This is a genomic window from Hydrogenophaga sp. LT287 (assembly GCF_055702805.1).
In genome coordinates this window covers 223,000-245,367 of sequence record NZ_JBVPZC010000002.1, presented here as the reverse complement: position 1 = coordinate 245,367, position 22,368 = coordinate 223,000, and the positions used below count along the sequence as shown (strand labels likewise).

Below are 22,368 nucleotides of genomic sequence, written 5' to 3'. Positions count from 1 at the left end.
TTGTTTCACGCCTTGTAATAGTTGCGGTACCAGTCCGCAAACCGGGCAACACCTTGCTGCACACCGGTCTGGGGCTTAAAGCCGACCCAGGCTTCCAGTTCGGCCGTGTTGGCAGCGGTGGCGGGCACATCGCCCGGCTGCATGGGCAGGTAGTTCTTTTTGGCCGTGAGGCCCAACGCCTTTTCAAGCGCCACGATGTAGTCCATCAGTGGCGTGGGCTCGCTGTTGCCAATGTTGAACACACGGTAAGGCGCGGTGCTGCTGGCAGGGTCCGGTTGAGCGGGGTCGAAGGCAACATTGGCGGTGGCAGGCTTGTCTGCCACACGAATCGTGGCCTCAACGATGTCATCAACAAAGGTGAAGTCGCGCACCATATGGCCATGGTTAAAGATGTCAATTGGCTGGCCAGCCAGGATGGCTTTGGTGAACAGAAACAACGCCATGTCCGGTCGCCCCCAGGGGCCATAGACGGTAAAGAACCGCAACCCGGTGGTTGGCAGGCCAAACAGATGGCTGTAGGTGTGGGCCATGAGCTCGTTGGCTTTTTTGGTGGCGGCATACAGGCTGACGGGATGGTCAACGCTGTGGTGCTCGCTGAACGGCATCACAGTGTTGCCCCCATAAACGCTGGAACTGCTGGCATAAACCAGGTGCTGCACACCGTGGTTGCGGCACCCTTCAAGGATGTTGATGAAGCCCTGAATATTGGAGTCGATGTAGGCGTGCGGGTTGGTGATGGAGTAGCGCACACCCGCCTGTGCCGCAAGGTGGATGACACGCTGAGGCTTGTCATGTGCGAACACTTGCTCGATGCCATCCCGATCGGCCACGTCGAGAGGGTGAAAGCTGAAGCCCGCGTGGTTCTGCAACTGCGCCAGGCGCGCCTGCTTTAGCGACACATCGTAGTAATCGTTCAGGTTGTCCAGCCCAATGACGCGGTCGCCACGCGCCAACAGGCGCAAGCTGGTGTGCATGCCAATAAATCCAGCAGCCCCCGTGACCAGCCAGGTGGTGCGGTTTGCGGGCTGACCAGCCGGCGGGTTTTCAGATATTTTTTGCATTTAGCTGTTGATTTCAATTGCGGTGAGAATGCCTGGGGTCATGCCAGCAACTCCAAATACCGGGCCGCCGCTATCTCTGGTGCAAAGTCCATCGCCCGCTGGCGCAGGCGTTCCGGGTCGTGCTTATTGGATAGGGCAGCCTCTATAGCCTTGGCCAGCGCTTGCTCATCACCCACGGGCACCAAGGTGCCGTAGCGACCGCCTTCAAGAATTTCCGATGGCCCGGATGGGCAATCGGTGCTGACCACGGGTGTACCACAGGCCAACGCCTCAACGATCACATTGCCGAACCCTTCATAGTCCGAAGACAGGACAAACAGGTCAGCCGTACGATAAAAAGGCGTCGGGTCAGGGTGAAAACCGGCAAATATCACCCTGTCAGCGATGCCAAGTTCATCGGCAAGAGCACGCAAAGCGTCCTCACCCGCACCGGCCCCCAAAAACATCAGCCGCGCACTGGGCAACTGAGCAAGCCGGGCGAAGGATCGCAGCAGCAAGGGATGGTTCTTTTGTGCCTTGAAGCTACCGACCGTCAGAACGCGAGCGCTGGGAGGAACACTCCAAAGCGCTTGCGCAACCACCAATGCCTGGCTATCGGGTTCGTGGCGGCGTGCAACCGGGTTGTGGATCACATCGAATTGATCGTCGGGTATCCACGCCAATTGCGCAATGTCGTGCGCCACACCGGCCGACACGCCCACCCGCGCATCGGCCATACGATAGCCGAGCGCCATACTGCTTCGCATAAACAAGTTATGCACCCCCCCCATGTGGAATATTGAGTAGACAGCATGCAGTGCTCGGATACCAACAGTTTGCATCGATGGCCCGACAAAGCACGGCCAATTGGAGCCAATACCGTCAACGGCCACATTGCGGCCAGTAAGGCATCGGGACGCTTGCGGTGCAAATAGCGGGCGAGGGCCAGCGGCACCTGCCGCGCGCGCGCGGCCCCCAGATCAACAACCGAAAAGGCGGCTTGCGCCTCACCCAGCAATTCACCCTCAACACGCATCAGCAGGAATTCGACCTGATGGCCTTGTCGGGCGAATTCATGGGCAAGCACGAGGCGAATACGTTCAACGCCACCACCGCGCAGGTCAGGGAGAAGGATGGCAATTTTCATTCCGTACCCCCCTGTCTCAAACGCACGAGACCTAATGTGAAACCTAAATCCTTGGCCGCGCTTTTCCACCCCATGGCAACAAGCGCTGGTCCGATATATCCGCCATCTATCAGCACAGCCAAGAAAAACTTAACACGAGCGAAAAAGGACGTCGCGCGATATAGGTTGGCGCGGTTTGTCTGAATCCGGGCAATGCGCTCAAAGCCAACAGCCGATTTTTCCAACTTGGTTCGCCAGTCCGACCGGCGGCATGTTTCGGCCATCTGCAACAGGTATAGGGCTGTGGACTTCGCGACCCTGGCCAAAAAGGCGTAGTGTTCAGCACCGACTGAGGTGGCCTTCACGATCCGCTCGGACGCGGACTGCGCACGATATTCGCCCGTCAGCGCCTTGTCATGACGCCGGTAAAGCGCGGCTGGCTCCCTCAGAACGGCGATACCCCCAATGGCATTCGCAACCATACATGTCCATTTGTCATGCGACTGGACGCCGTGACCGGGAAAGTAGTTCAGCGGGCGCCGGCTACTTTCGATATCCTGCAAAAGATCTGCTTTTATGGTCTTTAGGAAGCCCGGCCAAACCCAAAAACCATATTGTGAACACTCTTGATGTCGCCCTGGGTTGATCTTGTCAGGAAAAAGCCGTCCTCGCTGCATAAGGTCTGCATTGCAAAGATGGGCATTTTGTAAGATCAATGAGACGTCAGCATACCGTTCGATAGCGCGTGCGGCATTAGCCAGCTTATTAGGCAGCCAGACATCGTCCTGATCACAAAAGGCGACCCAATCCCCGCTGCAAAGCTTTGCAGCCTTTAGAAAATTGTTGCTGTAACCAAGATTGTTTTCGTTTTCATAGATGCGGACGGGAAACGGCGCCGTTTCTGCAAATGCACGCAATAGCAATACGGTTGCATCGCTGGACCCGTCATCAGTAACAACGAGTTCAAAGGGAAAAAAACTCTGGCATGAAAGACTTTCCAGCTGCATTTGGATAAATTTTTCGCCGTTATAGGTGGCCATGGCGATAGAGATTCGCATGGTCATCACATTACTTTGCGGGCTGAAACAGTCAGAAATTCTCGACGTGCCGGCAGAATCAACCCGGCAAGTTCTGCGAGCGCTGCTTGCAGTTTCAGTAATTTAGATGTTGGGAACGCAGCATAGGGGGACTGGCCATGCTCTATAGCGAAACTTTTTATAAACATTTCTGTACTTAAACGGGGTTGGTTCTTCGATACGCGAAAACCCGCACTCACAAAGGCTTGGCTCAAAGAGTTCTGGTTGAAAAGAACTAAGTGTCGTGGCGTCTCCAAGCCGCGCCAGTTCTGTTGAAACCGCGCGTGGCCAAAGCTATCAATATTGGGTGTCTCCACCCAGAGTTGCCCACCGGGCTTGAGCAGGGCATGGCAGGCTTCGAGAACCTTGATCGGGTCGTATACGTGTTCAATGACGTGATTCAAGGTGATGACGTCAAACTGATTGGTTTGGCCGGCGAAATACTCAATACCACCTTCATGGACGGTCAAGCCCTGCCTTGCCGCATTGGCAGCGGCCTTGGGATCTGGGTCAAGTCCAACCACCTCCCAGCCACAAGTGCGGGCTAGCGCGAGAAATGAACCGTCACCGCAGCCCAAATCCAGCAATTTTCCCCCGCCCTTGGGCAGTCTGGGCAGGTGGCGGTATTGGCGGTCCAAGCGTTTTTTCAGTCTTGGCATGGCAAAGGCTGTCAACACGCCAAATTGGCTTGCTGGCTGGAAGTTTGTTGAGTAGCGCCAGTTGGTGTAGCCGTTGACCAAACGGCGGCGCAGTTTGCGCAAGGCGCTCAGGGATGAGTAGTCATCTCTGCCTGCGACCTCCTGATGGGTGTAGTAGTTGGCATAGGCCCTGTGGATCGTGTCTGCGCTGGGGCGCGGGTCTAGATAAGCTCCGCCACAATGGGTGCAGCCATGCAATGCCCACTTCCCCGGCGCTGCAAAAAATACGTTATCGACCAGTTGCTCGTGCAGCACCGAGCGTTCAGCACTGCCACAGATGGGGCAGGCTTGCACTCTCTCCAGTTCGTCAACGGGCCAAGGCTGGTTCCACGGCGGATCAGAAGTAAAGGGCAACTTACTCATGGGGTTTGCAATCACCTGAATTTTTCTCGTTGATCTGGGCTCAGTTTGTTCACCATGCGCTTGGCGAGGCTGCGGACTTCAAGGGGGGCGTTGCGCCATGACAACCACAGAGTAAGTGAGAGCAGCCCCGATCCTGCCAACCACCACAGCACACTACCGAAGGGTAGACTTGCCGCCACGCCCAAGCCAGCCAAAAGCAGCAGTGCAGGCACGCGGAGTGCTCTGAAACCAACTGCCAAATTGCCGGCAAACCAGAGCAGCAAGGCGCAATCGGCTAGGGTTCGCAGCCCGAAGGCCAGCGCGGCACCGGGCAGGCCCCAAAAATGGAGGCCGATATACAACAGAAGAAAGTACGGTATCACTTCGCCCAAGTGACACCGGGCCACCACACCTGGCAGTCCGGCCGCCTGTAACTGCGTATAGGGAACGCGCGCGAATGCGTTGATCCAGAAACCGAGCAACAGGATTTGAGCCGTCAGGCCCGCCTGCGCGCCAAATTCAGGGTTCAACCACCACTGCAGGAAGGGCTCGATCAGCAACAGGCCGACCAGCACCACCGGCGTCATCACCACCGCCAGCGAGCTGATAGCCATGGAAGCTAGGCGCTTGGCATCTTCGGTGCCCACCGATGCCAACCGCGGGAAAAGTGCCGATGCCAGTGCCCTAGGCAAAACGGAAGAACGCTCGGCCAACTGAAACGGCACTGTGTAATAGGTTACGGCCTTGGCACCGAGCGCCGCACCGATGACAAAGCGGTCCAAGATCACCATCATGGGCCCCACCAGAGACGTCACCGTCACCCAACCGCCAAACTGCAAAAGACCCTTGGCCAACGTGCGTGAAACCTTGGGTGCGAAGCTTTGGAATACATGAACCCGACAGCGGAAAAAGAGGGAGGTCAATGTGACCACCCTGGCCAGTATCACCGCCGGGAGCAGCCACGCCAGATCAGGGACATGAAACCAGGCCACGGCTAGCGGTAACAACTGGATCAACACCGAACTGGAGACGGAAATCAGGTTCAGCTCCAGAAACTTCGCGCGTCCTTGGAGCGCACCCGTCAAAACGCCCGACAGCGTGGCCAATGGCACCGCCAGTACCAACCATGGAATGGCGGCCGCAAGCTCCGGCCGCAAAGCGGCATCGACACTGAAAACGTGCCCAAAAAAGTAGACAGCAACGGGCCAGATGACCAAACCGCCGATGGCCCCCAGGCTGACATTCATGGCCAGGGCGGTCCAGAAGGTGGCGGCCGTTTGCTCCGGTGACGAATCCCCCAGCGCAGCGACACGCTGCGCCGTAGCCGCGCCCAGCCCCAGGTCGAACAAACCGAAATAGCCTAACAACAGCCATGCGATAGCCAGCACGCCGTAGCGTGCCTCACCGATCACACCGATGTAGATCGGGATGGTGACCAGGGACAAGCCCATGGGGAGCACGGCCCCCAGCAGGTTGTAGGCCGTGTGTTTTTGGATGCTCACAGATCAGCAGCGCTTGTGTTGCGCCTCGCGATGACGGAAGGCAGCGTCGCAGCGGCGGTGACCAGGGGTTGATCCATTGGCATCGCGTTGCAGATTCTGCAGGGGTTGGCCTTGCTCATTGGTCTTTGGGGTGGTAACCACCGGTTTTGGGAGCGCCGCGAAACTCGATGCGCTGGCTGTCTTTGAGTTGCTTGAGCCAGCGTTCGATGGTGCGTCGTGGTTTGCCTGTTTGGCTCACAAGTTCAGCCGTTTTGAGCCCGGGCCTCGACTGGATCAGCTGCAGCAGATGCGATGCTTCGACGTTTACTCCGCCACCTACTCCGCCAGTTACTCCGCCATTTACTCCGCCACTTGCTCCCTCACGTGGGGACTCTGGCTGCGTGCGGCTGAACGTGGCCATGACGCCGCCGAACTTCTCTTCGATGTCGAACTGCACTTCCGGGTAGTCCTGGAGCGCGCGGCGGATGCGGATGAAGCCGCTGCCGTATTTTTCGATCGCGTTGACGAGGTAGAAGCCTTCGGCCAGGTGCGCACGCACAGCACGCAGCTCTGCCCCGTCTCCGCAGCGACGGAGGGTGGAACCGGGGTTGTTCACCAGGCGCAGGATCGGCACAGGCGTTGACGAGAAAGGGAGCACTTGGGGCACGAGGCAACTCTCATTTGAGTCGTTTGGTATTTTTTGCGCTCACGATGGGTTTGCCGGTTTTTAGCTCGATTTCTTTGCGGGTGTTACCGGCAATGGTGCCGCCTTGTCGGGCAATTTTCCGGTTTTGCTCAAATCCTTCAGGCAACTTTTCCTTGGAAATTTCGGTGGTGGTGGCTTCGGCCAGCATATTGAGCACCAGCTCGAGGTTGGTCATGTTGTCGCGCAGGCCTTCTTTCTTGAGCCCTTTGACTTGTTTGTATTCACGCGTGCTCAAGCCGCTCCAGGCTTTGGTGATCTCGTCCGTGAGGATGGCAAATTCTTGCCCTTTTTGTACGCCCCGTTTTTCCCATTCGTCGGTGAGGTCCTTGCGGACTTCGATGCTTTTGAGGCGCTGGTTGATCCATTCTTTGGAGTAGCCTTTTTTGAGGTAGGTCTCCATGGCGCGGTCAAAGGCCAGCTCGGGGTCGTCAGTTTCTTCAATGCGCTCGTAACCGACGCGGGCCAGCCACTGCTTGAAGGGCTCCGCCTTGGGGGATGGGATGGACTGGATCAGGCGCAGCAGTTGCTCGGTGTCGGCTACGTCGGTGAGGTAGTTTTTACCGTCCGCCGACTTCATTTTCAGTTGACTACAGTTTGTAGCCAACTCGCTGCCTTCTTTTTTGAGCCGGTTCTTGAGCACGCTCCAGTAGGTGCGGGGGTTGGGGCTGTCGGTGAGCACCGCGACCACATCCACGATGCTGAAGAACCAGGCTTCTTTCTCGTGGTCCCACAGGGAGCGGACTTCCCTGGTTTCAAACAGCTTGATGGTGCTCATGGGGGGCGTCGATATCAATCAGTGTCTTGAGGTGCCACCAGGGCCATTCTCTCCGCACGGTGGAGAGCATTGGCCCGACTGGGAAGTATCGTTGAAATGGATGGGCCGTCTGACACCAGCACCGTGCCGCCCTGCGTGTTGGCAAAGGCCACCAGGGATTCTATGCTGGCTTTGTCAAACGAGGCTTTGAATTCCAGCGTTTGCGATTCGCCAGCGGCGATGCGGTTCGGAAGGTCGGCGGGCGTCATGGGCGAAATGCGTTAAGCGTTTGGATTGCTTCGGGCTTTTTCGAGATGGCTGTGCGCTCGGCCAGCAGGAGGTTGGGCGCCGCGTCCACAGGGGCAGTGCTCGCCCGGGGCATGCGATTGTCGTTCATGTTTGTGACGATCCATGGGTTGGGCCGTCTGACAGCAGCCAGTCTGCGGCGCGGTGCAGGTGCACACCGGCGGGCAGTGGCAGGCCGGGCGACAGGTCCAGCGCAATCAGGTGCAGGCTGGCGTGTGGTGACGCGGTGGCGGCGTCTTGCAGCGCGCGCACTTCGCGTGCCAGGGTGGCGGGGTCGTCCAGTTCGGCGCAGACCTGGATCAGGGCTTCGTCCCCGGCGGGGCTTCGGGCGGAAAAGTCCACCTCAAAACCGGCCGCCGTTCGCACGTAGGCCGTCTCATGGCCACGGCGCTGCAGCTCGTGCCACACCACGGTCTCGAGCGCATGCCCGGTGTTGGCCTTGCCCGAGCGGTCAAAAACCGCCATCAGGCCGGTGTCCACCGGGTAGACCTTGCGGGGGTTGACCTGGCGGCGGCGCACCGAGTCGCTGGCGACGGCGGCGCTGGACAGGAGAAAGGCGTCTTCCAGGTGGGCCAGCAGGCTGTGCAGGGTGTCTTTGCTGACCGCCACGCCGCGTGACTTGAGGTCGCCGTGGAACTTGTTGATGCTGAAGGCCCCCGCTGCGTTGCCCAGCAGTTGCTGCACCATCCAGCGCAGCACCTGCGGCTGGCTGAGGTTGTGGCGCTCGATCACATCGCGCAGCAGCACCACGTCCACGTAGCCGCGCAGCAGCTCGGTGCGGTTGCGGCTGTCCAGGCCTTGTGCCTCCGGGAAGCCACCGCAGGCGAGGTAGTCGGTCAGGGCGCGGCCCAGCAGGGAGCGTTCGGCCTTGGTCAGCCGGTCCGCTGGCGTGGCGGGTTCATGGCCCGCGTGGCGCAGGGCTTCGCGGAAGCTGTACGGCGTGACCACCGCCTCCATGGCCCGACCGCGCATGCTGGTGGCCACTTCGCGCGAGAGCATGCGGGCGGAGGAGCCAGAAATCACGAGTTCGATGTTCTCGCTGTCGAGGATGCGCCGGGCAAACAGCTCCCAGCCGGGCACGAGCTGGATTTCATCCAGAAAAAAGCAGGCGCGGCGGGCGTCGCGCCAGCCGGGATGCAGGCTGTAGAAGGCTTCCACCAGCAGGTCCAGGTCGGCCAGCTGCATGCCGGCCAGGCGCTCGTCTTCAAAACTGAAGTAGAGCAAGCCGTCACGTTCCATGCCGGCGGCGTGGCGGTCGGCCAGCATCTGCCACAGCAGGCTGGTCTTGCCGGAGCGTCGAATGCCGATGACGGCGGTGGCCTTGCCTTTGACCGCAGGCAGCCAGACATCGCGACGCGTCAAGGCGGGCAGCGGTGCCGCTTGCGAGTCGATGATTTTCTGACGGATGACGGTTCTGAATTGACTTTCCACGATGATCTATTTTGTCTTTAATTGTCTTTTTAATAAAGACAAATTGGCGGGGCGCTCGCGGCAAAGGCGCCGCGATACGCGATGCTCTGGCTGTAAACGGGCCCGACGGACGGAGACCGCTATGTCTGACAGGTCAGCGGTGCTGGCGCCTTCGAGGCCCTGCGCCAGGCTGGGGGGAAATGCAAACGACGCGCCATTGGCCAGTTCGATCACCACCACCTTTTTGCGCGCGTCGTAACGCGCCGCAGTGGCCCGAGGCTGCGCGCGCGCCACTTCGCCCCGCTTGGCCTGTGCGATGGATTCGCGCACATCGGCGGCAAAGGCCTTCATTTCTTCGTCCACTTTGGCTTCAGGCATGGCGGGCATCCTTCGCGGATCTCATGGCTGTTGCCCCACATACCAGGGCATGGCCTCGGCCACGCCGTCGGCCAGGCGGTGGGTGGGCGCGTAGCCGAGCAGGCGCCGGGCTTTGGATATGTCGGCCTGGCTGTGGCGCACGTCGCCGGCGCGGTAATCGCGGTACACCGGCTGCACGGCGGGGCTGACGCCGTGGGCGGCAAGGTGGTCGCGCAGCAGGCAAAACAGGGTGTTGAGGGTGGTGCGGTCGCCGACGGCGACGTTGTAGATTTGGTTGAGGGGGGATTCGGGGAGGCCCTCACCCCTGCCCTCTCCCGCAAGCGGGAGAGGGGGTAAAACCCCTGCGGTGGCGGCGAGCAGGTTGGCTTGCACGGCGTTGGCAACAAAGCAGAAGTCGCGGCTGGTTTCGCCGTCGCCGTTGATGTAGACCGTGTCGCCTTGCAGCAGGGCGGCGGTCCATTTGGGCACCACGGCGGCGTAGGCGCCGTTGGGGTTTTGGCGGGGGCCAAACACGTTGAAGTAGCGCAGGCCTATGGTGTTAAGGCCGTAGCAGCGGGCAAACACGTCCGCATAGAGCTCGTTCACATATTTGGTGACGGCGTAGGGGCTGAGGGGTTTGCCGATCACGGCTTCGACCTTGGGCAGGCCCGGGTGGTCGCCATAGGTGGAGCTGGAAGCGGCATAGGTGAAACTTTTGACGCCGGCATCCCTTGCAGCCACCAGCATGTTCAAGTAGCCGTCAATGTTGGTGCTGTTGGTTGTAATGGGGTCGTTGATGGATCTGGGCACCGAGCCCAGCGCGGCCTGGTGCAACACGTAGTCCACCCCACGGCAGGCTTGGTGGCAGGTTTCCAGTTGGCGTATGTCGCCTTCCATGAACTGGAAGTTGGCCCATTGTTGGGCGGTTACCAGCGTTTGCACTTCGTCCAGGTTGCGCTGGTACCCGGTGGCGAAGTTGTCTAAGCCGACCACGCGTTGGTCCAGTTTGAGCAGGGTTTCCAGCAGGTTGCTGCCAATGAAGCCTGCAACACCTGTGACAAGCCAGGTTTTGGGTTGTTCCTGCAGTTGTCGCTGAATGCGGTCGTAGGCGGTGGGCATGGTGTTCACGGTTTCATGTGGGGCAAGTTGTGGCCGGGTTTAAAGGCGAAGATCAGCCTCTTGCGCGGACAAGATGTATTTCAGGTCAAACAGCACATGCTCTGGCTTGCCCAGCGCGCGGATGTTTTGGGCACCCATGGCTTTGAATTCGCGGTGCGCCACGGCCACGACGATGGCGTCGTAGGCGCCTGCTATCGGTTGCTGCACGGGGCTGATGCCGTATTCGTGCTGGGCTTCTTCGCTGCTGACCCATGGGTCGTAAACGTCGGCTCGCACGTCGTATTCGGCTAGCTCACGCACGATGTCCACCACCCGGGTGTTGCGCAGGTCTGGGCAGTTTTCTTTAAAGGCCAAGCCCATGACGAGCACACGCGCCCCTTGCACGTGTATGCGTTTTTGGGTCATGGTTTTGACGAGCTGCGTCACCACATAGGCGCCCATGCTGTCGTTCAGGCGCCGCCCTGCCAAGATGATTTCAGGGTGGTAGCCAATGGCTTGGGCCTTGTGCGTGAGGTAGTAGGGGTCAACGCCTATGCAGTGGCCACCCACCAGCCCGGGTCGAAACGGCAAAAAGTTCCATTTAGTACCCGCTGCTTGCAACACGGCTTCGGTGTCTATGCCCATGCGGTTGAAGATCAGCGCCAGCTCGTTGATGAGCGCAATGTTCACGTCGCGCTGGGTGTTTTCAATCACCTTGGCCGCTTCGGCCACGCGAATGCTGGGCGCTTTGTGCGTGCCCGCGGTGATGATTTCGCGGTAAAGGGCATCTACCAGCTCGGCCACTTCGGGGGTGGAGCCACTGGTCACTTTTTTGATGGTGGTGACGCGGTGTTGTTTGTCGCCGGGGTTGATGCGCTCGGGACTGTAGCCAGCGAAAAAGTCCACGTTGAACGCCAGCCCTGAATGTTTTGCAAGCACGGGCACACAGTCTTCTTCGGTAGCGCCGGGGTACACCGTGGATTCGTAAATGACGACGTCACCACGCTTGAGCACCTTGCCAATGGTTTCGCTGGCCTTGATGAGTGGTGTCAGGTCGGGTTGTTTGTGTTCGTCAATGGGGGTGGGCACCGTGACGATGTAAACATTGCAGCTGGCAAGCTCGGCCGGGTTGGCGCTGAAGCTCAGGTGCCGTGCTGTGGCCAGCTCTTCAGGGCTAACTTCAAGGGTATGGTCTTGGCCACTTTGCAGTTCGGCAACGCGGCGGGTGTTGATGTCAAAACCGAGTACTGAGCGGCTTTTGCCGAACTCGACCGCCAGTGGAAGGCCTACATAGCCGAGGCCAATGACTGCAACGCGTAAAGATGTGGGTTGGGGGAGCATGGGGAAAAGCATGAATTCAGACGCTTGTGGTGTCTTTGTTGAGGGCGATATGGGACACAAGTAGCTCACTTGCAGCCATTGACGACGCTGCAAATTGCTGTAACAGGCGCTGGTAAATCAAGTGGTACACCAGCACGCAAGCGGCCAGCGCGCCAACCACCCAAGGCACCGGCGCTTCAGCCAGCCACACGGCCAGCGTGGCGGGCAGGGCGGCATACAGCCACACCAGCGGTGACACGGCTGCGTTGCGCATGCGCGCGGGCCAGTGGCCAAAGCGCGGCAAGATCACCTGGGTTTTCACCAAGCTGTGCAGGTGCAGGCTGTCTGGCGCGCCGGTGGGCTGCTTTTGGCGGCGGCGGCGCCACACGCTGTAAAGCACTTCGGTGACGGGGTAGGCGCAGGCCAGCAGCACCACCCAGGGGGACACAGCCGCGTTGCGCATGAGCAGCAACACGCTGAGCCAGGCCAGCGCAAAGCCCACAAAATAGGCCCCGCCGTCGCCCAAGAACAGCTTGCCCAGTGGAAAGTTAACAAGCCAGAAGCCCGCCACGGCCGCGCCCAGCAGGGCGCAGGTGGTGGCCAGGGCGGCGTCGCCCTGCAGGCCAGCTATGCTGCCCAAGGCCGCCAAAATGATCAGTGCCGAACCGCTGGACAAGCCGTTAAAGCCGTCAATGATGTTGATGGCGTTGGCCACACCGGCCACGGCAAAGGCGGTAAACAGCACGGCGGCTGGGGCGTAGGCCAGCAGGTCGTCTACCAGCCATATGTCCACCCGGTTCAGCGCAATGCCGGTAAGCCAGCAGGCCAGTGCGCCGCTCACCATGGTGGCCAGCAGGCGGGCGGCCACGCCCACTTTTTTGGTCACGTCTTCCAGCAGGCCGGCGGCAAAGGCGGGCACGCTGGCCAGCAGCAGGGGGCCCAGCAGGGCTTGCACGGCCGGCGTGGCCTGGCTCCAGGCGGCCACCATGCCGGCCACAATGGCCACGCCACCAATGCGGGGGGTGGGCTTGGTGTGAAACTTTTGCACCCCGGCGGTGTGGTCCATGCTGAAGCGGCCGTGCCAGTGCTTGGTAAACACCAGCAGCAGGCTGACCAGCAGGGAAGCGCCCAGGGGGATGAGTAAGGCGGTCATGGGCGGGGCTCCTGGGGCGGGGTGCGCGGGTGGCGTGGGCTGTTGCGGCGGCTTGGGCTGGGGGCGTGGGGCTGGGGTCAGCCCCGGCCCAGTGCTTTGCGCCAGGCGTGGCGCAGCTGGGCGAGCTTGGCGGCTGACTCGGCGTCTTGCCCGGCGTTGCGCAGGGCTTGGCGCACAAACACAAACAGCAGCAGCGCAAAGCCGGTGGCCAGGGTGGTGAGCACGGCAATTTGCGCTTTCTTGGGGCCACTCTTCACTTCGGGGGGCGTGGCTGTGTCAAGGACCTGGATGACTGCACTCTCACGGCTCTCATCGACTTTCGCAATTTCATACTGCTTGGCGAAGAGTTCAAACATTGTCTCTTGGTACTTGAAGTCTCGGAATTTGGTGGTGTAGTCAGCCTCACTGCCCGCGGCCTTGGGCAACTGGCGTTCACTTTTTTCCACTTGGCTGCGCAGGGCGGCCAGTTCGGTTTGTGCTTGTTTGAATTCAGGCGCAGACGTTGTGAGGTAGCCGCGCATGCTGGCGAGCTTGACTTCTTGAACCGCGATACTGGCTTCCAGTTGGGCCAGCCCGGTCAAGGCAGTTTGTGGGTCTTTTTTTAGGGTATCGCTTGAAATTCCGCTGGCCTTTAAAGCGCTTTCTGCGATGGCCAAGTTGTCTTTGGTGTTGGCGAGCTGCCTTTCGAAAAACGCCCGCCGCTGCTGAGCTTCCGTTAGTGCCAAGTTGTGAAGCAAGTTCCCTAGCTGCTCTACGTGCGCGTTGGCCAGCCGCGCTGCAAATTCGGGATTTTTGTCTGTCACAGCAATGGTGATGAGGCCGTCTCTGCCTATGGCAATGGCGGTGCTGGCAGCTAAGGCAGACCGAACCCCCGTCAGTTGATTTCCACCGTAGTGAGCTTTCAAGTTCAGCTGCTCAATGAGTGCATCTTGGATGCGCCTACTTTTCAGGAAGGTCACGAACTGTTCGTTAGGATTTTTAATCCCGGAAGCCGCACCAGCAAGTCCTCCTAAGGAACCTAGCGACTGCAGCATGCTCGCGGCGGCGCTTTGTTGTTGCTGTGGAGGCAAAAATTGGGTGCTTGCTGTGAAGTTCGGCGGGATGGTGTAGCTGTAGCCCAGCGCCAGCAAACCGGCAGCTACAGGAGTCAGCACCAGAAGGCGCAGGTTGTCCACCACGGTGTGCAACAGGTCGAGCACACTGATCTCGTCGTCTTCAGGCGCTGCCGCGTGGGGGCTGAGTTCGGGGTTGTCGGTCATGGCATGGGGCTGGTTCATGGCGCTCATGCTCAGTTAATGGACTTGAAGGCCCGCACACCCAGGCCAAAGTTGGCAAAGATCTGGGTCCAGTCTTTCAGGGCGCGGGTGACGAAGTTGTAGCGGCTTTCGCGGTCAATCTGGGCGGGCACCACCAGGGTGTCGCCAGGCATCACGCGCAACGACTCGAAGCCACCGCCAAAGAAGCCGCTGCGGTCTCGGCGGGCCACAATGCTGCCGTCGGCCCGCAGCACAAAGGCCTGGCTGGGTTCGGCGTCTTCGGTGAGCCCGGCCGACTTGATCACGTCACCCACTGTTTTGCCGGGTTTGTAGATAAACACGTTTTCGTTGTTGACCGAGCCAAAGACCGACACAAAGCCGGGGGTGGCGGGCACCAAAATGTGGTCGCCGTCTTCCAGGGGCAGCGCGGGCAGGGCGGCCAGGTCTTGGCCTTGGGGGTCGAGTTCAAGGGCCAGGCGGCCGTTGCTTTGAAAGCTCTTGAGCCGCTCAATTTGGCTGCGCAGCTGGGCTTGCTGTTGCTGCTGCACCTGAGCCGCTGAGTCAGAGCCCAGGTTGGCCACCACGGTGCTCACCTGGGCTTGCAGCTGGCCTTCAAGCCGGCGCACCAGCTGGGCCAGGTTGTCTTGCTGGCGCGCCCGCACCGACGTGCGGCTGAGCTCGGTGCCAAACACATAGGCCTGCGGCGTGAGCCCGCCCACACGCTGCAGCAGCTGGGGCAGGGTTTCGCCGGGCAGCGACTGGTAAAGACCCGGCGCGCCCACTTCGCCTTCCACCCGCACCAGGCGGCTTTGGCGGTCTTGCGGCAGGCGCAGGTCGTTGTGGCTCAAGATGGTGACCACGTCGCCCGGCTGCAGGGGCAGGTTGTTGGCGGGGTCTTTTTGCAGCACGGCCTTGCCCAGGTTGAACGGCACGAGTTCGGTGCTGAGGGTGTTGCGGTTCAGCCGTTCAATGACGGCGTATTCCCAGTTGATCTGGTCAGACAGGCTGCGCACGCGGTTGCTCACGCCTGCGCCGGCGCCTTGGGCCACGTCAGCGTTTTGCACCAGCAGGTTTTTGCGGCGGTAGTAGTCGGCGGTAATGAGCGCGTCGCGTTCGGGGATCAGGTCAAGAATGCGCATGCCTTCAAACCAGCCGTAGCGCAGCGGGGCGGCCACGGTGCCTTGCAGCGTGACGGCGTTGCCAAACGCGGGGCTGATGCCGAGCAGGGTGAGCACGTCGCCGTCGCGCAGGGGTTGGCGCAGGCCTTCGGCGTCGAGCGTGATGTCTTGCACCTGGCGGGGTGGGTTTTTCTCGGGCGCAATACGCTCCAGCAGGGCTTTGCGGGTGCTGGTGAGCGCGGGCAGGCCGCCACTCAGGCCCAAGATGTCACCGGCAGTGGTGGCGCCGGGCTTCAGTTCGTAAATGGCGGCGTGGTCAAACGCACCAGTAACGGCCACGCGTGGGCCGGCGGGTGGGATGACGATCACGTCGCCAGACTGCAGGGGCACGTCGCGGGTTTTGTCGCCTTTGGCAATGAAGTCGTAGAGGTCGAGCGTGGTCACGGTGCGGCCGCCGCGCTTGAGCTGGATGTTGCGCATGGAGCCGTGAGAAGAAGGGCCACCGCTGGCAAACAAGGCGTTGACGAGCGTGCTGAGGCTGGACACTTTGTGGGCGCCGGGCTGCTGGGCCTGGCCCACCACATACACCTGAATGCTGCGCAGGCGGCCCAGGCCGGCGTTGAGTTCGAAGTTGGTGAACACTTTGCCGAGCTGGCTGCGCAGCACGGCTTCGAGGTTGCGCACGGGCACGCCGGCCAGCGGCACCACGCCCACTTTGGGCAGCGTGACCTGGCCATTGCGGTCCAGCGTGTAGCTGCCGTTCAGGTCAATGGCGCCCCACACTTGCATGCGCACTTCGTCGCCAGGGCCCAACACGTAGTCGCCGGGCGGGGGCAAGGAGGCGTCGGCCGAATAGGGGGCCGAGTCAAACAGGTCGTGCCCATAAAAGGGCAGCTGCCGCCCGGTGGCTTCCAGCACAAACTGCTGAAACTGGCTGGGCGCGCGCGCCTTGCGCAGGCTGGAGGCGGGCTCTACCGGGGCCGGGGTGTTGCCGGCTTCGGCGTCTGCGGTGCCGCTGGCGTTGCTTGCGCTGTCTGCCTGCGCTTGCGTTTGCGCGGCGCAGGCCGCTGGGGCTTGCTGGGCACCGGTGGCGGGTGCCACCACCAGCTGCCCGGGCAACGCGGCGGGCGCTGCAACAGCAGCCGCAGCCGAGACGCACACACTCTCCTGGGCGTGGCCAGCCATGGACAGGCTGACCAACAGCAAAGACAGGAGTCGTTTCAATGGAATCTGGTGCATGAGCGGGGCAAAGAAGGGTGAAAACGTTAGGTGCCCAATGGGCGGCGCCCTGTGGGTGGTTCAGAGCATGCGGGCTGGGTGGTGGCCGCGTCAGGTGACGGTGCGTTGGCTCATGCCACCAAAGCGGCGGTCGCGTTCGCTGTACCAGGCAAGGGCTTCATCCAGCATCTTTTCATCAAAGTCTGGCCACAGGGCGGGTGAGAAAAAGAGCTCGGTGTAGGCGGTTTGCCACAGCATGAAATTGCTGATGCGCGACTCGCCGCCGGTGCGGATGAGCAGTTCGGGGTCGGGTGCATAGGCCATGCTCAGGTAGCTGCGCAGGCTGTCTTCGTCCAGGCCGTCCAGCGACTGCCCAGGGTGGTTTTCTAGCCACGCCCGGGCGGCCTGCAGCATGTCCCAGCGGCCACCGTAGTTGGCGGCAATGGTCAGGGTGATGCGCTTGTTGCCGGCGGTTTTTTCTTGTGACTCGCGCATGAGCCGTTGCAGCCGGGCGTCAAAGCGGCGGGTGTCGCCCACCACTTTCAGGCGCACGCCGGTGGCGTTCATGTCGTCTACCTCTTTTTCAAGGTAGTGCACCAGCAGCCCCATGAGGCTTGAAACCTCTTCGGGCGGGCGTTGCCAGTTTTCAGTGCTGAAGGCAAACAGGGTGAGGTAACGCACGCCGTGGTCGGCACAGGCTTGCACAATGCTGCGCACCCTTTGGGCGCCACGGGCGTGCCCCAGCGCTTTGGGCATGGCGCGCTTGTGTGCCCAACGGCGATTGCCGTCCATGATGATGGCGATATGCTGGGGAATGGTTCTCCCCAACGGAAACTGTAAAACAGCCATTTACTGATGCTTTCCCGCTAGGAGCGCGATGAAATATTGCCCTGACAACGCCCTCCCGGGGTCGCAAATTCGAGCGCCGCTGGTGCGAGACAATGTGTTGTCTTCTGTGGCGCGGGGCGTCCTTATGTGCTGTGACGTACCAAAAACTGCCGGTATTGTACTGGCTAGCAGGTATTGACCGGGAAGAAAACCGGTGACTGCGCAGCAATGTTAAATTTCTTACACAAACAGGGGATAAAAACCGAAATGAATATAAAGAAAGCAGTGTTTCCAGTAGGGGGCATGGGCACCCGCTTTTTGCCAGCCACCAAGGCCATACCCAAAGAGATGCTGCCGGTGGTGGACAAACCGCTCATTCAGTACGCGGTGGAAGAGGCTTACGCAGCCGGCATTCGCGAGATGATTTTTGTAACCGGACGTCACAAGCGGGCCATTGAAGACCACTTTGACACGGCCTACGAGCTGGAAGCCGAGCTGGAAGCGGGCAACAAGCGCGCGCTGCTGGAGCTGGTGCATTCCATCAAGCCGGACGACATGGACTGTGTGTATGTGCGCCAGCCGCGCGCGCTGGGCCTGGGCCATGCGGTGCTGTGTGCCGAGCGGTTGGTGGGCAACGAGCCGTTTGCGGTGTTGCTGGCCGATGATCTGATGATGGGCCACAACCAGGCCGCGGGCGGTGCCACGGTGTTGCAGCAAATGGTGCAGGCCTATGAGCGCAGCCCGGGCACGGTGCTGGCGGTGCAAGACGTGCCGCGCGCCGACACGCGACGCTATGGCGTGGTGGACGTGCGCGGTGTGGGCACGCAGCTGGCCGAGGTGTTTGGCATGGTGGAAAAGCCGGCGCCTGAGGTGGCGCCGTCCACCCTGGCGGTGGCGGGGCGCTACATCTTGACACCGGCGGTGTTTGAAAGCATTCGCCGCCAGCCGCGCGGCGCCGGTGGCGAGATTCAGCTGACCGACGGCATTGCCGCGCTGATTGGCACAGAGAAAGTGCAAGCTTTCCGCTATGAAGGCATGCGATACGACTGCGGCAGCAAAGAGGGTTTCCTGGAAGCCACGATTGACCTGGCCCTGGCCAACCCGGAACTGCGCAACGCGGTGATGGCGCACATCAAGCGCGTGGCGGGCTGAGCAACAGCCTGCATCGGCTTAGGTCTTAACCCCCTCTCCCGCCTGCGGGAGAGGGCAGGGGTGAGGGTCTTCAACCAGCTTGCTGCCCCGGTTTCTTGCAGCTCAGCAGGCTCGGCAAGTTTTCAACCACAGCCCCAAACCTCAAGCGTTGGCGCTGAGCCAGGCGTGCAGCTCTTTCACCGAGTGCGCCACGTGCAGCGGCTTCAGCGCATGAAAAGCATCGTGCTCATGGGCACCGTAGCTCACTCCCACGCTGGCACAGCCGGCATTAAGGGCCATTTGCAGGTCGTGGGTGGTGTCGCCAATCATCAAGGTGCGCTCGGGTTCCACACCAAATTCGGCCATCAGCTCTTCCAGCATGAGCGGGCTGGGCTTGCCGGCGGTTTCGTCGGCGGTGCGCGACGCGTCAAACATGCCCTGCAGCTCGACCGTGCGCAGCACCTCGTTGAGCCCCGTGCGGCTTTTGCCGGTGGCCACGGTGAGCCAGTGCTGCCGGCCCTTGAGCTCGGCCAGCAAGGGCAGCACGCCGTCAAACAGGCTGATGTCGTGCTGGCGGGCGGTGTAGTGGTGGCGGTAGCGCGCGCCCAGCTCGGGGTATTTGTCTTGCGGCACATCGGGCGCCGCATGGGCCAGCGCCTGCATGAGCCCCATGCCAATGACGTAGCTGGCCGATTGGTCAGAAGGCACGGTGCCGCCCACATCGGCCACAGCCGCCTGGATGGCGCGGGTGATGATGGCCGTGGAGTCAAACAGGGTGCCGTCCCAGTCGAAGGCGATGAGGTCGAATTGGCGGGGGCGCATGGGGAAAGCGGTAGTCAAAAATGGATTATCGGCGCCAAGTTCAAAGCCCTTTGCCGCGATGGGAGCCAGACGGGGAGCAAGCCCCGAGCCGCTTGGGTGGTCTAGCGTATCAAAAGTGTCGAAAAACTTGACACGAGGTAGGCTTTTGGGAGGTGGTGGAGACCGTAAGTGATTGAAAATAAACAAGATTCATGGGTTGGCACGGAGTCTGCTTAATAGGTTGCGCCGCGATCAATTCCAGACCCATGTGTCAAATTTCTTTTAAGGATTAGTCATGAAATATGTAAAAACACTGATGGTGGCTGCGGCCTTGGCTATGTCTGGTGCGGCCAGTGCTGTCGTTGTGGACTTCCGGTATGCCGGGAATGTCATGGCAACCATGACTACTACCGGTAGCACCAACTTCACCCTAGATTTTTTGACAGCGCCAGATTCTGGAGCCTTCATCAATGACTTGTTCCTTGTTGGTCCTGCTGGCACGTTCAGTCACAGCAATGCCAGCACGACCATATCTGCCAGTTACAGCGCGACAGGGCTGGGCGATGGCAACCAATTTAATTGGAAGCTAGATTTTCCACAGCCCAATAATGCCAATCGGTTTACTGTTGGAGAGAGTGCCAGCTGGAGTATTGTCACAACAGACATTAATGCGTGGGATTTCAGCATGCTGCACATCAATGCGTTTCTAAATGGTGAGTCGATCAAGATCGATGGCTGCACGAGCGGCACTGCAAACTGCGGTGGCGGCGAGGTGCCTGAGCCAGCCTCTTTGGCCCTGCTGGGCCTGGGCTTGCTGGGCATGGGCGCAGCCCGCCGCTTTCGCAAGGCCGACAAAGCCTGAATGGCTTGATCCCGTGTGCGGTGCGTGAAGCGCCGCACCCAAAAAAAAGCCACTGCAAGCAGTGGCTTTTTTCATGGGCTGTACGAAGCAGCGCCCGGCTTGACCCAGGGCTAGATCAGCCTGCCAAGTGCTGCGCGTGGTGGCGCAAATGGTCGTCCATAAAGCTGGCGATGAAGTAATAGCCGTGGTCGTAGCCGGCATGGCGGCGCAGGGTGAGCGGCTGGCCGGCTTGGGCGCAGGCGGCTTCAAAGGCTTCGGGGTGCAGTTGCTCGGCCAGAAATTTGTCGGCCAGGCCTTGGTCAACCAAGATGCCGCCGGGGTAGGGCGCGCTGGCTTGCCCGGCCATGAGCCGGCTGGCGTCGTGCGCCGCCCAGGTGGATTCGTCTTGCCCCAGGTACCCGGTAAAGGCTTTGCGGCCCCATGGGCATTGGGCGGGGGCGCAAATGGGTGCAAAGGCTGACACGCTGCGAAACACGCCGGGGTGGCGCAGCGCCAGGGTGAGCGCGCCGTGGCCGCCCATGGAATGGCCAAACAGGCCTTGCTGCTCGGCGTTGAGCTTGAAGTCAGCCACCACACCCGGTAGCAACTCTTTCAGCAGGTAGCTTTCCATGCGCCAGTGGCCCGACCAGGGGGCTTGGGTGGCGTCCAGGTAAAAGCCGGCGCCCACGCCAAAGTCCCAGTGGTGGTCTTCGCTGTCTACGCCCGCGCCGCGGGGGCTGGTGTCGGGCGTGAGCAGGGCCAGGCCCAGCTGGGCGGCGGTGCGCTGGGCGCCGGCCTTGGTGGCAAAGGTTTCTTCGGTGCAGGTAAGCCCAGCCAGAAAGGTGAGCAGCGGCACGCTGTGTCCGGCCAACGCCTGGGGCGGCAAAAACAGCCCAAACCGCATGGGCAAGCCGGTTTCACGCGAGGCGTGTTTGTAAAACCGCTGCACACCGCCAAAGCAGCCGTGTTCGCTCAGAAGTTCGAGTCGGTCAAATGACGAGTCCATTGGTGGTTCCAGCCTGAATCGAGGTGAGAAGGAAAATTAAACCCAGAACGCCGCGGAACCGGCTGTGCCGGGCCGCCAGCGTTGCCCCTTGAGGGGCGGAGCGAAGCGACGGGGGTGGGCCAAATCCTAAAATTCAATGACGCTGCGAATGGACTCGCCCCGCTTCATCAGCTCAAAGCCTTCGTTGATGTCTTCGAGCTTGAGCTTGTGGGTGATGAGGTCGTCGATGTTGATCTTGCCGTCCATGTACCAGTCGACGATCTTGGGCACGTCGGTGCGGCCACGGGCGCCGCCAAAGGCCGAGCCTTCCCACTTGCGGCCGGTGACCAGCTGGAATGGGCGGGTGCTGATCTCGGCGCCGGCTTCGGCCACGCCAATGATGATGCTGCGGCCCCAGCCTTTGTGGGTGCATTCCAGCGCGTCGCGCATCACCTTGGTGTTGCCGATGCATTCAAAGCTGTAGTCGGCGCCGCCGTCGGTCAGCTGCACGATGGCGTCAACCACGTTGGCGTGGTCTTTGGGGTTGATGAAGTGCGTCATGCCGAACTTGCGGGCCATGGCTTCACGCTCGGGGTTCAGGTCCACGCCAATGATCTTGTCGGCGCCCACCATTTTGGCGCCCTGGATCACGTTGAGGCCAATGCCGCCCAGGCCAAACACGACCACGTTGGCGCCGGCTTCTACCTTGGCGGTGAAGATGACGGCGCCAATGCCGGTGGTGACGCCGCAGCCGATGTAGCAAACCTTGTCAAAAGGCGCGTCTTCACGGATTTTGGCGAGCGAAATTTCAGCGGCCACGGTGTAGTTGCTGAAGGTGCTGGTGCCCATGTAGTGAAAGATGGGCTGGCCGTCGAGGCTGAAGCGGCTGGTGGCGTCGGGCATGAGGCCTTTGCCTTGCGTGCCGCGAATGAGCTGGCAGAGGTTGGTTTTGCGGCTCAGGCAAAACTTGCACTGGCGGCATTCGGGCGTGTAGAGCGGGATGACGTGGTCGCCCTTTTTGAGCGAGGTCACGCCGGGGCCCACGTCCACCACAATGCCGGCGCCTTCGTGGCCCAGGATGGCGGGGAAGATGCCTTCCGGGTCGGCGCCGCTGAGGGTGTAGTAGTCGGTGTGGCAGATGCCGGTGGCTTTGATTTCAACCAGCACTTCACCGAACTTGGGGCCTTGCAGGTCAACGGTTTCAATGGTCAGGGGCTGGCCTGCTTTCCAGGCGACGGCGGCTTTGGTTTTCATGGTGCGTTCAGTGGTTTTTTAAGAGCGATTCGAAGGTTACCGCACATTGCCGGGCGCATGGGGTGTAGG

22 protein-coding genes are annotated in these 22,368 nt (G+C 60.8%); 2 read left to right on the top strand and 20 right to left on the bottom strand.

Features of this window, described 5'->3' with window-relative positions; genetic code table 11:
• Positions 1-5: 5 nt before the first annotated feature.
• The 17 genes from AC0GNR_RS03025 to uppS form a co-directional block, all read right to left on the bottom strand.
• On the bottom strand, positions 6-1,061 hold the full coding sequence (locus tag AC0GNR_RS03025; protein ID WP_472899524.1) for an NAD-dependent epimerase: 1,056 nt from the start codon (positions 1,059-1,061) through the stop codon (positions 6-8).
• Between the two features lie 38 nt (positions 1,062-1,099).
• Positions 1,100-1,795: a glycosyltransferase gene (locus tag AC0GNR_RS03020; RefSeq protein WP_472899523.1), complete on the bottom strand. Its 696-nt coding sequence runs from the start codon at positions 1,793-1,795 to the stop codon at positions 1,100-1,102.
• Positions 1,690-2,187 (bottom strand): glycosyltransferase, encoded by a 498-nt coding sequence (locus AC0GNR_RS03015; protein ID WP_472899522.1) that lies wholly within the window; start codon positions 2,185-2,187, stop codon positions 1,690-1,692. The genes AC0GNR_RS03020 and AC0GNR_RS03015 overlap by 106 nt, the downstream gene beginning before the upstream one ends.
• Positions 2,184-3,230, bottom strand: a complete 1,047-nt coding sequence (locus AC0GNR_RS03010) for a glycosyltransferase (protein ID WP_472899521.1) — start codon at positions 3,228-3,230, stop codon at positions 2,184-2,186. Before AC0GNR_RS03010 ends, AC0GNR_RS03015 begins: the two co-directional genes overlap by 4 nt.
• Positions 3,230-4,303 (bottom strand): methyltransferase domain-containing protein, encoded by a 1,074-nt coding sequence (locus AC0GNR_RS03005; protein ID WP_472899520.1) that lies wholly within the window; start codon positions 4,301-4,303, stop codon positions 3,230-3,232. Before AC0GNR_RS03005 ends, AC0GNR_RS03010 begins: the two co-directional genes overlap by 1 nt.
• Positions 4,304-4,314: 11 nt before the next feature.
• Positions 4,315-5,784 carry a flippase gene (locus AC0GNR_RS03000; protein ID WP_472899519.1) on the bottom strand — a complete coding sequence of 490 codons (1,470 nt, stop codon included), beginning with the start codon at positions 5,782-5,784 and terminating at the stop codon, positions 4,315-4,317.
• A gap of 115 nt (positions 5,785-5,899) precedes the next feature.
• Positions 5,900-6,430, bottom strand: a complete 531-nt coding sequence (locus AC0GNR_RS02995; RefSeq protein WP_472899518.1) for a hypothetical protein — start codon at positions 6,428-6,430, stop codon at positions 5,900-5,902.
• Positions 6,431-6,440: 10 nt separating this feature from the next.
• The gene (locus tag AC0GNR_RS02990; protein WP_304839226.1) at positions 6,441-7,244 is read right to left on the bottom strand and encodes a BRO-N domain-containing protein; all 804 of its coding nucleotides are present in this window, start codon (positions 7,242-7,244) and stop codon (positions 6,441-6,443) included.
• 14 nt (positions 7,245-7,258) lie between these two features.
• Entirely contained in the window at positions 7,259-7,492 is a 234-nt protein-coding gene (locus tag AC0GNR_RS02985) for an AlbA family DNA-binding domain-containing protein (RefSeq protein WP_304839229.1), read from the bottom strand.
• 124 nt (positions 7,493-7,616) lie between these two features.
• On the bottom strand, positions 7,617-8,960 hold the full coding sequence (locus AC0GNR_RS02980; RefSeq protein ID WP_472899517.1) for an ATP-binding protein: 1,344 nt from the start codon (positions 8,958-8,960) through the stop codon (positions 7,617-7,619).
• 6 nt (positions 8,961-8,966) lie between these two features.
• A complete protein-coding gene (locus AC0GNR_RS02975) occupies positions 8,967-9,290 on the bottom strand; it encodes a hypothetical protein (RefSeq protein ID WP_472899516.1) in 324 nt (107 codons plus the stop codon).
• Positions 9,291-9,338: 48 nt separating this feature from the next.
• Complete coding sequence (locus AC0GNR_RS02970) at positions 9,339-10,415, bottom strand: NAD-dependent epimerase/dehydratase family protein (RefSeq protein ID WP_472899625.1); 1,077 nt, start codon at positions 10,413-10,415, stop codon at positions 9,339-9,341.
• A 39-nt stretch (positions 10,416-10,454) separates the two neighbouring features.
• A complete protein-coding gene (gene tviB, locus AC0GNR_RS02965; protein WP_472899515.1) occupies positions 10,455-11,735 on the bottom strand; it encodes a Vi polysaccharide biosynthesis UDP-N-acetylglucosamine C-6 dehydrogenase TviB in 1,281 nt (426 codons plus the stop codon).
• A 16-nt stretch (positions 11,736-11,751) separates the two neighbouring features.
• A complete protein-coding gene (locus AC0GNR_RS02960) occupies positions 11,752-12,867 on the bottom strand; it encodes an MraY family glycosyltransferase (protein WP_472899514.1) in 1,116 nt (371 codons plus the stop codon).
• 77 nt (positions 12,868-12,944) lie between these two features.
• The gene (locus AC0GNR_RS02955; protein ID WP_472899513.1) at positions 12,945-14,153 is read right to left on the bottom strand and encodes a Wzz/FepE/Etk N-terminal domain-containing protein; all 1,209 of its coding nucleotides are present in this window, start codon (positions 14,151-14,153) and stop codon (positions 12,945-12,947) included.
• 2 nt (positions 14,154-14,155) lie between these two features.
• Positions 14,156-16,480 carry a polysaccharide biosynthesis/export family protein gene (locus AC0GNR_RS02950; protein ID WP_472899512.1) on the bottom strand — a complete coding sequence of 775 codons (2,325 nt, stop codon included), beginning with the start codon at positions 16,478-16,480 and terminating at the stop codon, positions 14,156-14,158.
• A gap of 90 nt (positions 16,481-16,570) precedes the next feature.
• Positions 16,571-17,308, bottom strand: coding sequence for a polyprenyl diphosphate synthase (gene uppS / locus AC0GNR_RS02945; RefSeq protein ID WP_472899511.1), 738 nt, complete (start codon positions 17,306-17,308; stop codon positions 16,571-16,573).
• Positions 17,309-17,554: 246 nt separating this feature from the next.
• On the opposite strand from uppS, the gene galU reads away from it, so the two are divergent.
• A complete protein-coding gene (galU, locus tag AC0GNR_RS02940; protein ID WP_472899510.1) occupies positions 17,555-18,439 on the top strand; it encodes a UTP--glucose-1-phosphate uridylyltransferase GalU in 885 nt (294 codons plus the stop codon).
• 141 nt (positions 18,440-18,580) lie between these two features.
• Here the strand turns inward: galU and AC0GNR_RS02935 are convergent, their stop codons facing one another.
• Positions 18,581-19,240: an HAD family hydrolase gene (locus tag AC0GNR_RS02935; protein WP_472899509.1), complete on the bottom strand. Its 660-nt coding sequence runs from the start codon at positions 19,238-19,240 to the stop codon at positions 18,581-18,583.
• A 274-nt stretch (positions 19,241-19,514) separates the two neighbouring features.
• Between AC0GNR_RS02935 and AC0GNR_RS02930 the strand changes: the two genes are divergently transcribed.
• Complete coding sequence (locus tag AC0GNR_RS02930) at positions 19,515-20,081, top strand: PEP-CTERM sorting domain-containing protein (RefSeq protein WP_472899508.1); 567 nt, start codon at positions 19,515-19,517, stop codon at positions 20,079-20,081.
• A 115-nt stretch (positions 20,082-20,196) separates the two neighbouring features.
• Here the strand turns inward: AC0GNR_RS02930 and fghA are convergent, their stop codons facing one another.
• Both fghA and AC0GNR_RS02920 read right to left on the bottom strand, forming a co-directional pair.
• The gene (gene fghA / locus AC0GNR_RS02925) at positions 20,197-21,066 is read right to left on the bottom strand and encodes an S-formylglutathione hydrolase (protein ID WP_472899507.1); all 870 of its coding nucleotides are present in this window, start codon (positions 21,064-21,066) and stop codon (positions 20,197-20,199) included.
• Positions 21,067-21,192: 126 nt separating this feature from the next.
• On the bottom strand, positions 21,193-22,299 hold the full coding sequence (locus AC0GNR_RS02920; protein ID WP_472899506.1) for an S-(hydroxymethyl)glutathione dehydrogenase/class III alcohol dehydrogenase: 1,107 nt from the start codon (positions 22,297-22,299) through the stop codon (positions 21,193-21,195).
• Positions 22,300-22,368: the final 69 nt, after the last annotated feature.